Origin of the sequence: Gillisia xinjiangensis (assembly GCF_046298265.1) — a bacterium.
Lineage (GTDB): Bacteria > Bacteroidota > Bacteroidia > Flavobacteriales > Flavobacteriaceae > Gillisia > Gillisia xinjiangensis.
The window spans coordinates 126,707-139,344 of sequence record NZ_JBKAHK010000004.1; the positions used below are offsets into that span (position 1 = coordinate 126,707).

Genomic DNA, 12,638 nt, shown 5'->3' on the forward strand with positions numbered 1-12,638 from the left:
AATTTTATATTAGAAACTACCCGATGAGATATAATTTCCGTTGGAATTACGTTCCTATTCCTATATTTAACGACCATTTAAAACCATACCTATGAAGAAATTACTTTTATTATTTATGAGCCTAACCGTTTTAACCGCATGCAATAGCGACGATGATGCCAGCGAAGAAGATCGAATTCTGGGAACCTGGTTTATTGTGGAGGTAAACAATGTACCTAATTCAGATTTTACGTTGAGTGAATGCAATAAAAATTCAACGATGACTTTTAATGGCGACGGTACAGCTACCTCTGTCTTTCATGCACAGGTTGAGGGAAATTGCATGGCTGGACAACCAACCAATAGCACCTGGAACAATCAAAGTGGAATATATACCATAACCATTCCCATCCCTGAACTGGAAGGATTTAACACCTTCACAGGAACCATTGCGTTCACTTCAAACACATTTATCTTTACCCCGGTATTGTTTCCAAGCACCACACTTGTATTTGAAAGGGATTAATTTTACTTTTAAAATATAGGTTTTAAAGGGTGGTTTTTACCACCCTTATTATTTTCGTAATTTTGCCAAGTCTTTGCCGACCATCTATGCGCCAATCAGCGTAGTTTGATTCGGCAAAATGGAAGAAGTAATTATGAAGAAAGTAGTCGTTGGTTTATCTGGAGGAGTAGATTCCAGTGTAACCGCTTATTTATTACAACAACAGGGATTTGAGGTTATAGGACTTTTCATGAAGAACTGGCATGACGATTCGGTCACGATCTCGGATGAATGTCCCTGGCTGGATGACAGCAATGATGCTATGATGGTTGCTGAAAAACTGGGAATCCCATTCCAAACAGTTGATCTAAGTGAACAATATAAAGAACGTATTGTTGATTATATGTTCCGGGAATATGAATTAGGACGTACTCCAAACCCGGATGTACTTTGTAACCGGGAGATCAAGTTTGATGTTTTTATGAAAATTGCATTATCTCTTGGAGCCGGCTATGTCGCTACAGGACATTATTGCAGAAAAGGAGAGATAACGAAGGATGGAGAAACCATCTATCAGTTACTTGCAGGGAAAGATGATAACAAGGATCAATCTTATTTTTTGTGCCAGCTCACCCAGGAACAGCTTGCAAAAACCCTTTTTCCTATTGGGGAATTACAAAAACCTGAAGTAAGGAGGATTGCTGCCGAGCAAAATTTGATCACTGCAAATAAAAAAGATTCTCAGGGACTTTGTTTTATTGGAAAAGTAAGGCTTCCTGAATTTCTTCAGCAAAAATTAAAACCAAAGGAAGGTGTAATTGTAGAGATAGCTTCTGAAAAGGAAATCTATTCAGAAACAACTTCTGAATTTAATTCCAAAACTGAAGAATTAAAACACCTGTCCAAAAAATATACCTATGCTTTATCCGATGGAAAAGTGGTGGGAAAACATCAGGGGGCTCATTATTTCACAAGGGGACAACGCAAAGGCCTTGCCGTTGGCGGAACCCCTGAACCCCTATTTGTAATAGGTACAGATGTAGATTCCAATATTATTTATACCGGACAGGGAAATCAACATCCAGGTTTATATAACAAGGCTTTATTTGTAAATTGGGATGAAGTCCATTGGGTTCGTCCGGATCTGGCCATTGAACCGGGTGAAGAAATGGCCGTGGAGGCACGAATCCGTTACCGACAAACTTTACAGGGAGCAACGCTCCATCAAACCGAAAACGGGCTATACGTGGTATTTAAAGAGGCTCAATCGGCTATCACTGAAGGTCAGTTCGTAGCCTGGTATCTCGAGGATGAATTAATAGGATCCGGAGTGATCTCCTAGAATCAAAAACCTCGGGACAAGTCCACTAGGTACGAATTACAAAATGCCTTTAAAAATTCGAGGCAGGCCCCGGGGAATTAACCCCTTAATGAGGGATTAAAAATTGAAATCTTATGCCGAATAAAATTACTCAGCTTTTCAACATTAAATATCCGCTCATACAGGCAGGAATGGTCTGGGCCAGTGGATGGCGCCTGGCAAGCGCTGTGAGCAATGAAGGCGGATTGGGAATTATTGGTGCGGGTTCTATGTATCCCGAGATCCTTCGGGAACATATCCAAAAGTGTAAGAAGGCCACAAAAAAACCTTTTGCTGTCAATGTTCCAATGTTGTATCCGGATATAGATAAAATTATTGAAATTATTATTGAAGAAGGGGTTGAGATCGTATTTACTTCCGCAGGAAATCCGAAGATCTGGACTAAACATTTACAATCCCATGGCATTAAGGTAGTTCATGTAGTGAGCAGTGTGAAATTCGCGCTTAAATCTCAGGAAGCTGGCGTGGATGCTGTTGTAGCCGAAGGTTTTGAAGCAGGAGGCCATAATGGAAGGGATGAAACCACCACCTTTACGTTGATCCCTATGGTAAAAGAACAGCTTGAAATCCCGCTAATTGCTGCCGGAGGAATCGCCACTGGTCGCGGAATGCTGGCTGCAATGGTTCTTGGAGCCGATGCCGTTCAGGTTGGTTCACGCTTTGTGGCCAGTGAAGAGGCTTCTTCCCACATCAATTTTAAACAAAAAGTAGTGGAAGCCAGGGAAGGTGATACACAATTGACTTTGAAAGAACTCGCACCCGTCCGACTTTTGAAAAACAAGTTTTTTGGAGATATTCAGGATTTATATCTTACCTGCCCAACCAAAGAGGAATTGGTTGAATTGCTGGGAAGGGCACGGGCCAAAAAAGGCATGTTCGAGGGGGATTTGGAAGAAGGAGAACTTGAAATTGGCCAAATAGCAGGTTTGATCCATGATATTAAACCCGCTGCTGAAATTGTTAGGGAAATGATGGGAGAATTTGAGAAAGCAAAAACAGAAGTTTTCACCTATTAGTTCCTGAAATTATAAAGTTCTTCTTTAACCAATTTTCCCATTTGATTTCTGCTTCCTTAAAATCAGAAGCAAAATTTAAGCGGGCTCAATAGTTAAAAGATATATCTTTAATGATATCAGGATGAATGCTATATATCACAGGGCAGGTTTTTGCGGCATTTTCGAGGATTATTTTTTCCTTAGCACTAAGAATTCCCTTTACAGTAAATGCAACCTTAATCCCTGAAATCCTTCGGGGATTAGCTTCCATAAATTTTGTGACTTCAGCAAACGTACCTGAAATATCCAGTTCCAGATCCCGTGCCTTAATCCCCATTATGGTAAGCATACACGATGCAAGTGCTGTAGCAACAGTATCTGTGGGCGAAAATGCCTCTCCTTTTCCCTGATTGTCCAAAGGAGCATCTGTAATAAAAATGTTTTTGCTTTGAAGGTGCTCACATTCTGTCCTTAGATCTCCTTTATAAACTACTTTTGAAGTCATTCGGTATAATTATTTAGCAATACTTAAAGTGAGATCTTCGTTGTAATGCATGATGTAAACAGCATCATTGTAAAAACCTCCGTTAGGATTAGCACGGTATAAAAATTTATTTTCTACATACTCTGTGATAATATTTGCTTCAACAGATTTTTCAAGGGAGCCCATTGCCGCCAGTCGCAATAAAACATCAAGGGTAAGATCATACCCGCGAACCGTATATTTATTTGGTATTACATTATACTTAGCCTTATATGCCTCTATAAAATCATCTTTTACCGTTTCATCAAATTCCTTATACTCTGAGGGAAAATGAAATTTTAATCTTCCGAGGTGGGCGTTTGAAACTACGTCATTTTCAAAAGAATTATTTTTATTGGTGGTAAACAACGTGATATTGTTATTTCTTGCCAGCCTGTTTAGTGCTGAAGTTGCGCTGCTTAGCAATCCCATACTTTCAGATTCCAGGATTACCCAGTTCTCACGTCCTTTTACAAGAGCCGCAGCTAAAGTTGATTCTGTCACATTGTTTGCCCCTGGATTTACAGTACGCGCGTTGGGCAACGCGTTCATCAATCTTGTTTTTACACCTGTTGATGAACCATCGGCCACGATAATCACATTTTTACCCTGTGCATTTATTCGCAAATATTCAATCATCGCGTCCCTTAGCATCTCATCTGAAGGTCTTGCCTGGTAAAGATTAGGAATTGCCTTAAGTTCCCTGTTGCTAATTGGTGAGACTACAGGTATTTTTTCCCGAAGAAGTCTGGAGGCAGCCTCCTCGGAAGTTGCTTGTAATAAAGGTCCTATTACTGCATCTACATTGTCAAAATTATTTGATTGTACAATAGAAATTACTCTTGAAGCTTGTTGCTGAGTGTCAAAAACTTTTATATTGGTTGAAACCCCAAGCTCCTTAGCCCTTTCTATCGCCATTATAACCCCGCTATGAAAATCCAGGGAAATCCTCATTACCCTATCATCCTGCAATACTTTTACAGAATTGGAAACCGAATCATTTCTGACTTTACTAAGGTTATAAGGAAGCATCAAAACCAGATTTTTTGTACTGAAATCCTTAAGATTATTTGAAAGATCCATTCTTTTAATCTCTGAGGTTTCTGTAACAGGCATTTCAACATCCTCTAATTCCCTTCCACTTGAATCTTTAGTTGGAACTTTTAAAACCATCCCATATTTTAATCCGTCTTTTAAAGCGGGATTAAGAGCAACCAGCGAGTCCTGGTCTATTTGGAACCTTCTTGTTAACCCAAACATGGTTTCCTGCGGCTGCACTTCGTAGAATTGGAAAGCAGTATCTGTTATTATTACCGGTTCGTTTAAAACAGCTGTACCAACTTTCAGCATAATTCCGGGTTGTAAAACATCTACCATCGGGTTTAAATCCTCAAGTTCCTTTACAGTCATCCCATATTTACGGGCTATCCCATATTTGGTTTCTTTGGGAAGAATTATATGTTCCCTGGTTTTCCCGGTTTGGGCCGGAGAGGAAACATTTGGTTTAGGTTGCGCAATTCCCGGTTCTCTTTTTGCAAAAACAGGGATTTGAATGGTTTCGCCATGTTGCAATTCTTTGGAATACAGCTGCTTATTATATCGCTTTATATCATCAATACTAACATCATACTGTTTTGATAAACTGTATAAAGTCTCCTTTTTTTCAACTTGATGTGTCCTGAATGTCACCGCATCAGCAGAGTTTGTGGCACTTTCGGAAGGAGAGGCTGCATCGCCCTGTATTGGGATCACCAATTTGGTTCCCACCTGAACTCCATTTTTCGCATCGGGGTTATATTTATAGATATCCTCTGTACTCAAATTGTATTTCAGGGCGATCCTGTAAACATTTTCCTCTGGTGCTACCGTATGATATTTATATGCCTGGCCAAATGCCGTAAATGATAGAACTTGAAAAAACAAACATATAATGGTAACATACTTCATCTTGTTGATTTTATTGGTTTTTATAGGTATAAATTCGAGGCTTCAGGGACTAAAAAAATGTTAATCCTGAATTATCTATTCCCATTCAATAGTTGCAGGTGGTTTTGAACTAATATCATACACTACCCTATTAACGCCTTTTACCCGATTTATTATGGTATTGGACATTTTTTGAAGGAAATCATACGGCAAATTAACCCAATCTGCCGTCATTCCGTCGGTGGATTCTACCGCTCTTAGAGCCACAACCTTTTCATAAGTCCGTTCATCTCCCATCACGCCTACAGAGCTCACAGGAAGCAAGATCGCACCTGCCTGCCATACTTTATCATACAGCATCCATTCTTTCAGTCCATTGATAAAAACCGCATCAACTTCCTGTAAAATACGCACTTTTTCTGCTGTAACATCTCCAAGGATTCTTATAGCAAGTCCAGGTCCAGGAAAAGGATGTCTTCCCAATATTTCATCAGAAATTTCCAATTCTGCTCCTACCCTTCTCACCTCATCTTTAAAAAGCATCTTCAAAGGCTCCACTACTTTCAGTTTCATAAAATCAGGTAATCCTCCAACATTGTGATGTGATTTTATTGTTGCTGAAGGGCCACCGGATACAGAAATTGATTCTATTACATCCGGATAAATGGTTCCCTGAGCTAAAAATTTCACATCTTCAATTCGATGTGCTTCTGCGTCAAAAACCTCGATAAATGCATTCCCGATAGCCTTACGTTTTTCTTCAGGATCACTCACTCCAGCCAGGGCATCCAAGAAACGTGCCGAAGCATCTACTCCTTTTACATTCAGCCCCATATCCTTATACTGGTGCAAGACACTTTCAAATTCATCTTTTCTAAGCAATCCGTTGTTCACAAAAATACAGTACAAATTAGATCCTATTGCTTTGTGAAGCAACACTGCAGCTACCGATGAATCCACTCCCCCGCTTAGTCCAAGAACAACCTTATCATCTCCTATTTTCTCTTTTAATTCTGAAACCGTCATTCCTACAAAGGCTTCCGGAGTCCAGGTTTGCTGCACTTTAGCAATGTTTACAAGGAAATTTTCCAGCAGTTGTTTCCCATCTGTGGTATGATACACTTCCGGATGAAACTGTATCGCATAAGTTTGTTCTCCCTCAATCCTATACGCGGCATTCAAAACATCGTTAGTACTGGCGAGCCTTACACCGTTTTCAGGCAATTCTTTAATCGTATCGCTATGGCTCATCCAAACCTGTGAATTTTCGACTATATTTTCAAAAAGTTCTTCAGCATCTTTAATTATTGAAAGATTGGCTCTTCCATATTCCCGGGTTTCTGAAGGTTCTACTTTTCCACCGTGAAATTGGGCCAGGTATTGCGCCCCGTAACATACCGCCAAAAGTGGCAGTTTCCCGCGTATTTCAGAAAGATCCGGGTGCGGGGCATTTTCTGCCCTTACCGAAAATGGACTCCCGGAAAGGATGACCGCTTTATATCCCGAAAGATCCTGAGGTGGTTTATTGTATGGATGTATTTCGCAGTAAATGTTAAGCTCTCTAACACGTCTTGCAATCAATTGCGTATACTGCGAACCGAAGTCTAAAATTAGTACGTTTTCTTGCATCCGCAAAAATAAGAATTTGAAATTATAATGACCTACTGCTTCTATAATTTTATATCTTTAAAGATAAATTTAATCTTCTGCGATGAAATATTTAAGCGCTTTCATTTTTTCAATTGCCATTGTGGTGGCAGCCTATTTCCTTGGAAATGCTTATATTAAAAGGGCTCAACCCCAGGGTGTGATTTCGGTAACCGGTTCGGGAAGTGAGAATTTCACATCAGACCTTATCGTTTGGGAAGGCCAATTCAGCAGAATGAGCCCAGATTTAAAACAGGCCTTCGAAGAGTTGAATGCAGACAAAGAAACTGTTCGAAAGTACCTGATAGACAACGGAATAAAAGCTGATAATTTCATCTTTAACTCGGTGCAAACCAATGAACAACGGGAAAATCAATATCAGGACGGAAATTATGTAGGCAGCGTTTTTAAAGGCTATGAATTGCGGCAATCGGTGAAAATAGAATCCACAGATGTAGAACTAATAGAAAATGTTTCCAGGGAGATCACAGAATTGCTAAACCGTGGCGTACAGTTCAACTCCACCCCGCCCCGTTATTATTATACAAAACTGGCCGATCTTAAGATCGAAATGATCTCTAAAGCAACTGAAGACGCAAGAATGCGGGCAGAAAAAATAGCAGAAAACAGCGGTGGTTCTCTTGGCGAGCTAAACAATGCCGGGATGGGTGTTTTCCAGATCACAGGTCAAAACAGCGGAGAAGATTATAGCTGGAGCGGCTCCTTTAATACTCAGGATAAAAAGAAAACAGCCTCTATAACCATGCGACTTGATTATAAGATCGATTAGATACTTCGTTCATTTTAGCTTTTTCAGGGTTTTCTTTTCAGTTGTTCAAATGGCAAAAAAAAACTGAGCAATTAAATAATACTTATCCTTTCTTTTCAAAACGACAGATGGAAACGATGTAGCACCAAAATTGGCAGGAAGTATGAAATCGGCTTCAGCTTAACTTATCTTCCTGAATTTTTTTTTACAACGGATCAATCGATGTTCTTTTTAAATTTTTTTTGTATTTTTTCAATTATTCCTTCTTTTTCCCCCGAACTTTCGTAACCCATTAAAAAACCAACAGGCTTAAGTTCCTGTGTATTGTCAAAAATTATCTTCAGAATGGAAAACAACGGCACAAAAAGTATTAACCCTGCCATACCCCAAACCATTCCACCCAGTAAAACCCCAATAATTATAAATAAAGGATTCTGCTTTACTTCTGAACCTATGATCAAAGGTTCTAAAACATAACTTTCTATTAACTGAACAATTAAAATAATGACAGCGAATGAAATTACTTCCATATAACTATGATCAAAAATGATCATAAACACTACAGGAAGAAATCCGCTGAAAAATGGCCCTATATAGGGAATAATGGTAATAATTGCTCCAAATACCACCAGCAGCACCATGTGCTCAAGACCATAGGCACTGAATAGAATAAGGTACATTATTGCCAGGATTGTCATGACCTTGATGCGTCCCCATAAATAATAGTTAGCCACTTTTTCTGTTTCCTCCAGAATTTCTGCGGTTTCCTTCTTTTTTTCATCAGCAGTATACATCATCATGAAATCGGTGAATTTCCCCCTGTTCAGTAGCAACAGGAACAGATAAATTAAAATCAGTAAAAAATTTAAAATTATCCCGATAATGTTGGAAAGAATATTAGTGAGATAGGATTGTAAAAAATTGATTCCGCTAAGTAAATTATCCTGAGCCATTTTCTTTTGCTGGTCGAGCGAAATATCAAAAGCAGTAGCTAAATTTTCCTGGATCACCTGAACAAACAGCAAAATTTGGTTTCTTCTGTCCACCAGGTCATTTAGAAGAACACCAATTTGGTGTATTAGCAGATAGAAAATAAGACCTGCCCCAATAAAAATAATAAGTGTTCCTATAAAAGAAGACGTGATCCTGGCAATTTTAAATTTCTGCTCTAGAAAATTAGTAACCGGTAATATGAGAGTGGCAAGAAAAATGGCAAAGGTAAAAGGAATTAAAAAGGAAGCACCTATATACATGGATCCTAAAATTAATAATACAAAGATTAAAACACTATTGATCCTATTTATCTGTTTAATTTTCACCTTGATTTTTTATCAAATTAATAACTTTTACTAAAGGATTATTTGTTAAGTTTTTAACTCAAAAATTTAATCTTTTAAAAAGGTAATAAATTTCAGTCATATACCGGAAATTGTTTAATAAATCGTTTTTAAAAAAATTCATTGTAATAATAAAATAAGCCTCTATTCATACCTTCAACAAATAAATCAATGAAATAAATAATAAAAAAATCGTATATTGTATGCTCCTTTTTTTACTTGGGTTTACAAACGTTCCAGAATAAAAATTTAATTCATTTTTTATGTTAATCGATTTATTTAACGAAACCTGGAAAGAACTCGAGGACGGAAGCAAAAAACACAGTCACCCCTTCAGGACCTGCACTATGGCAACTTCTGAAATCTCTGGTGGAATTAGACAACGAACAATTAATTTCCGGGGACTTACCAAAAAGAAAACCTTATTATTCTATACCGATTTAAGATCTATCAAAATTGAACAAATTAAAAAAAATCCGAAAGGAAGCGTTTTGTTTTATAACCATTCTGTTCAACTGCAAATTTTCCTAAGTGGCATAATTAAAATTCATTTTGAAGATTCTTTATGGAATGATCATATTGTAAATATTGAAGGTAAGTCTATAAACGATTACAACACCCAAAACGCTCCGGGAAAACCCATAAAAAATCCCATCGCAGTAACCCGCACCAAAGATCTTAATTTTGCGGTTCTTGAATTGATACCGGATACCATTGAATATTTGAAATTAAGAGACGAGCCAAGCAGGATAAGAGCTGTTTTTAAACTGAAAGATGAAGAATGGGAAAAAACGTTTCTAATTCCTTAACTCCAATTAGCTTTTCAAGTTAAATAATAAGTTGTAAAAAAGTTCAAAGTTGAAAATATCAAAAGTTAACCGCTAAACGAAAAGCCTTTTTTTTGGTAAAAAAAATTAACTATAAAAAGCTCAAGAAAAATCCGTGCAAATAAAAGAAAACTGAAAACGCGCTGGGAAAGAGAATTTCTCTGTGATCTTTGTGTAAACCTTTGCGACCTTGCGATTAAAGAAGGCACCTTTCTACAATTTCCTAAAACAGAACCATATTTTATAGTCCTCTCAAATTCTAATAAACAAAGAGAACTTTCATTAAAATCTGGAACTCCCAACAATTCATCCATAAATATCAACAGTTCGGTAGAATAAAATTTAATAGCGCCATTCATCACTCCATATTTGTATTCTTATTAACCACAATAAAAATAAAAAATCATGGAAAAAGTACTTATTATTTTGGCGTTGGCAATTTCAGGACTAATTCAGGGTCAGGAAAATTATGAGCAGGGAATGGAACAGGCATTCCTATTATGGGAGGAAGGCAAAAACGAGGAAGCCTCTGCCCTGTTTGAAAAGGTTGGATCTACCGAAAAAGAAAACTGGTTACCGAATTATTATGTTGCCCTTGTCAATACCACATCGGCATTTAAAACCCTGGATTTTAACAAAATGAATGATTTGCTAAGCAAAGCACAAACCTCACTTGACATTGAGCTGGGTGAAAACCCTAATAATGTAGAGCTTCTTGTTATGCAAGCAATGATCCATACTGCCTGGATCGCTTTTGATCCTATGTCCTACGGGCAAAAACTTTCTCCTTCCGTAATACAATTATACGCTAAGGCAGAAGCCATCGCCCCAAATAATCCCAGATTGATTTTAAGCAAAGCACGATTTGAGATGGGAACCGCACAATTTTTTGGTTCTGACATCAAACCTATTTGCACACAAATTGAGCGATCTGTTGAACTTTTTGATAACTTTAAAGCTGAAACAAAATATTCTCCTAATTGGGGTAAAGATCAGGCACTGGCAATTTTAAATAATTGTAAATAACAGTATACCTTCAAATAATGAGAAACGCTTTAAAAATATTAGCCATTGGAGTACTTATTGGATTTCTGCTTTTCCTTGTAGATCAAACATTTCGCTTTGTTTCCGGAATGTCATGGAAGCCGGATTTAGCGACCTTTGGGTTTTATGTACTGTATAGTGTACCCCTAAGTTTTGTTAATTCTTACTTTTTTACTTGGGTAAACCACGGCATTTCCTGGGGTAATTATAAAAAATATCGTTTCATCTTTGGTTTATTGGGTTCTGTGGTAATTACCCTTATTACAATATTCTTTATTAGAATAATCCATAAAGTAAGCATAGAAGGAAATTCATACAACGATTTTATAACTGCAGAAAAATTTCAGTTTTACTTTATTGCCCTGCTTATCACCTTGTTCATTTCCTTGTTTTTTCACGCTTTTTATTTTTACAAAGAGCTTCAGAAATCAAAGATCAACGAGCAAAAAATTATTGCCGGAACAGCTTCAGCAAAATTTGAAAGCCTGAAGAATCAAATCGATCCGCATTTTTTATTCAATAGCCTTAATGTTCTCATCTCTTTAATAGAAGAAAATCCTGAAAATGCTCAAAAATTCACCACTTCGCTGTCAAAGGTTTATAGGTATGTACTGGAACAAAAGGATAAAGAACTGGTGAGCCTGGAAGAAGAACTCAACTTTGCAAGAACCTATATGGATCTTTTAAAAATGAGGTTTGAGGACAGTGTTTCTTATGAAGTCCCGGAAATCCTTTCTAATCCTGAAGCAAAAGTGGTTCCGCTTTCCCTTCAGTTATTACTTGAAAATGCTATAAAGCACAATGCGATAAGCGAAAAAAGGCCCTTAAATATTCACATTTATGAGGAAGGGAATTACCTGGTTGTGGAAAATAATTTTCAGAAGAAAGAAACCCTTCAAAATCGAAACGGAGTTGGGCTACAAAACATTATAAGCAGGTACCACCTTGTTTCAAACCGAAAAGTTATAATCGAACAAAACACAGCAACATTCCGGGTGAAATTACCCGTATTAACACAAAAAATCACTGTTATGGAAACTTATAAAACAACAGAAAACGATGCCTATTACAAGGCCAAAGAAAGGGTGAAAGATATTAAGGAATTTTACGGGAATCTTATTTCCTACTGCATAGTAATCCCTTTTCTCATCTTTATTAATTATTATACATATTGGCATTTTCAGTGGTTCTGGTTTCCGCTCTTTGGATGGGGACTTGGTTTGACAATACACGGCTTCTCTGTATTTGGATATGGCTCCAACTGGGAAGAACGCAAGATCGCGGAAATAATGGCTAAAGAAAAACAAAACAATAAAACATGGAAATAATGGAACGAAATTTTGAAGAAGATCCGGGTTACAAAGCAGCCCGGAAACGTGTAAAAGACATAAAAGGTTTTTATGTGCACCTGGTGGTTTACCTGACTGTTAATATTTTTCTTATTCTTGTAAACAGCGGAATAACAAGGTTTGGTAACTGGAACCTTGAAATGTCAAATTTTTATACGGCTTTATTTTGGGGAATAGGTCTTGCTGCACATTGGGCAAATGTTTTTGGTCCGGGATTTCTTTTGGGCAAAAAATGGGAAGAACGAAAGATTAAGGAATTGATAGAAAAAGACCGGAAACAAATGCAAAAATGGGAATGAGCTTTTATTTGATCAATCTAAAATCTTAGATTAAATACGCGGCAATACTGAAAATAA

Annotated in this window: 12 protein-coding genes; 8 read left to right on the top strand and 4 right to left on the bottom strand. The window is 37.5% G+C overall.

Annotated features, from left to right (window positions below):
* Nucleotides 1–91: 91 nt before the first annotated feature.
* The 3 genes from ACKGJN_RS08070 (at nucleotide 92) to ACKGJN_RS08080 (ending at nucleotide 2,881) form a co-directional block, all read left to right on the top strand.
* Nucleotides 92–505, top strand: a complete 414-nt coding sequence (locus ACKGJN_RS08070) for a lipocalin-like domain-containing protein (RefSeq protein ID WP_409538963.1) — start codon at nucleotides 92–94, stop codon at nucleotides 503–505.
* A gap of 118 nt (nucleotides 506–623) precedes the next feature.
* Nucleotides 624–1,826, top strand: coding sequence for a tRNA 2-thiouridine(34) synthase MnmA (mnmA, locus tag ACKGJN_RS08075; RefSeq protein WP_409538964.1), 1,203 nt, complete (start codon nucleotides 624–626; stop codon nucleotides 1,824–1,826).
* Between the two features lie 113 nt (nucleotides 1,827–1,939).
* Complete coding sequence (locus ACKGJN_RS08080) at nucleotides 1,940–2,881, top strand: NAD(P)H-dependent flavin oxidoreductase (protein ID WP_409538965.1); 942 nt, start codon at nucleotides 1,940–1,942, stop codon at nucleotides 2,879–2,881.
* A gap of 85 nt (nucleotides 2,882–2,966) precedes the next feature.
* Here the strand turns inward: ACKGJN_RS08080 and ACKGJN_RS08085 are convergent, their stop codons facing one another.
* The 3 genes from ACKGJN_RS08085 to guaA form a co-directional block, all read right to left on the bottom strand.
* Nucleotides 2,967–3,365 (bottom strand): OsmC family protein, encoded by a 399-nt coding sequence (locus ACKGJN_RS08085; protein WP_409538966.1) that lies wholly within the window; start codon nucleotides 3,363–3,365, stop codon nucleotides 2,967–2,969.
* A 9-nt stretch (nucleotides 3,366–3,374) separates the two neighbouring features.
* Nucleotides 3,375–5,330, bottom strand: a complete 1,956-nt coding sequence (locus tag ACKGJN_RS08090; RefSeq protein WP_409538967.1) for a LysM peptidoglycan-binding domain-containing protein — start codon at nucleotides 5,328–5,330, stop codon at nucleotides 3,375–3,377.
* Between the two features lie 75 nt (nucleotides 5,331–5,405).
* Nucleotides 5,406–6,938: a glutamine-hydrolyzing GMP synthase gene (gene guaA, locus ACKGJN_RS08095; protein ID WP_409538968.1), complete on the bottom strand. Its 1,533-nt coding sequence runs from the start codon at nucleotides 6,936–6,938 to the stop codon at nucleotides 5,406–5,408.
* Between the two features lie 82 nt (nucleotides 6,939–7,020).
* Between guaA and ACKGJN_RS08100 the strand changes: the two genes are divergently transcribed.
* A complete protein-coding gene (locus tag ACKGJN_RS08100; RefSeq protein ID WP_409538969.1) occupies nucleotides 7,021–7,746 on the top strand; it encodes an SIMPL domain-containing protein in 726 nt (241 codons plus the stop codon).
* Between the two features lie 194 nt (nucleotides 7,747–7,940).
* Here the strand turns inward: ACKGJN_RS08100 and ACKGJN_RS08105 are convergent, their stop codons facing one another.
* Nucleotides 7,941–9,044, bottom strand: a complete 1,104-nt coding sequence (locus ACKGJN_RS08105; protein ID WP_409538970.1) for an AI-2E family transporter — start codon at nucleotides 9,042–9,044, stop codon at nucleotides 7,941–7,943.
* Nucleotides 9,045–9,325: 281 nt separating this feature from the next.
* Between ACKGJN_RS08105 and ACKGJN_RS08110 the strand changes: the two genes are divergently transcribed.
* From ACKGJN_RS08110 to ACKGJN_RS08125, 4 genes are all read left to right on the top strand, one after another.
* Entirely contained in the window at nucleotides 9,326–9,871 is a 546-nt protein-coding gene (locus ACKGJN_RS08110; protein WP_409538971.1) for a pyridoxamine 5'-phosphate oxidase family protein, read from the top strand.
* 423 nt (nucleotides 9,872–10,294) lie between these two features.
* Complete coding sequence (locus ACKGJN_RS08115) at nucleotides 10,295–10,915, top strand: hypothetical protein (protein ID WP_409538972.1); 621 nt, start codon at nucleotides 10,295–10,297, stop codon at nucleotides 10,913–10,915.
* Nucleotides 10,916–10,932: 17 nt separating this feature from the next.
* Entirely contained in the window at nucleotides 10,933–12,261 is a 1,329-nt protein-coding gene (locus tag ACKGJN_RS08120) for a 2TM domain-containing protein (RefSeq protein WP_409538974.1), read from the top strand.
* Nucleotides 12,261–12,581, top strand: coding sequence for a 2TM domain-containing protein (locus ACKGJN_RS08125; RefSeq protein WP_409538975.1), 321 nt, complete (start codon nucleotides 12,261–12,263; stop codon nucleotides 12,579–12,581). Before ACKGJN_RS08120 ends, ACKGJN_RS08125 begins: the two co-directional genes overlap by 1 nt.
* Nucleotides 12,582–12,638: the final 57 nt, after the last annotated feature.

Excerpts from the sequence above, each read along its gene's own strand:
- ACKGJN_RS08070 (WP_409538963.1), top strand. The coding sequence starts at position 92 with ATGAAGAAATTACTTTTATTATTTATGAGCCTAACCGTTTTAACCGCA.
- mnmA (WP_409538964.1), top strand. The coding sequence starts at position 624 with ATGGAAGAAGTAATTATGAAGAAAGTAGTCGTTGGTTTATCTGGAGGA.
- ACKGJN_RS08080 (WP_409538965.1), top strand. The coding sequence starts at position 1,940 with ATGCCGAATAAAATTACTCAGCTTTTCAACATTAAATATCCGCTCATA.
- ACKGJN_RS08085 (WP_409538966.1), bottom strand. The coding sequence starts at position 3,365 with ATGACTTCAAAAGTAGTTTATAAAGGAGATCTAAGGACAGAATGTGAG.
- ACKGJN_RS08090 (WP_409538967.1), bottom strand. The coding sequence starts at position 5,330 with ATGAAGTATGTTACCATTATATGTTTGTTTTTTCAAGTTCTATCATTT.
- guaA (WP_409538968.1), bottom strand. The coding sequence starts at position 6,938 with ATGCAAGAAAACGTACTAATTTTAGACTTCGGTTCGCAGTATACGCAA.
- ACKGJN_RS08100 (WP_409538969.1), top strand. The coding sequence starts at position 7,021 with ATGAAATATTTAAGCGCTTTCATTTTTTCAATTGCCATTGTGGTGGCA.
- ACKGJN_RS08110 (WP_409538971.1), top strand. The coding sequence starts at position 9,326 with ATGTTAATCGATTTATTTAACGAAACCTGGAAAGAACTCGAGGACGGA.
- ACKGJN_RS08115 (WP_409538972.1), top strand. The coding sequence starts at position 10,295 with ATGGAAAAAGTACTTATTATTTTGGCGTTGGCAATTTCAGGACTAATT.
- ACKGJN_RS08120 (WP_409538974.1), top strand. The coding sequence starts at position 10,933 with ATGAGAAACGCTTTAAAAATATTAGCCATTGGAGTACTTATTGGATTT.
- ACKGJN_RS08125 (WP_409538975.1), top strand. The coding sequence starts at position 12,261 with ATGGAACGAAATTTTGAAGAAGATCCGGGTTACAAAGCAGCCCGGAAA.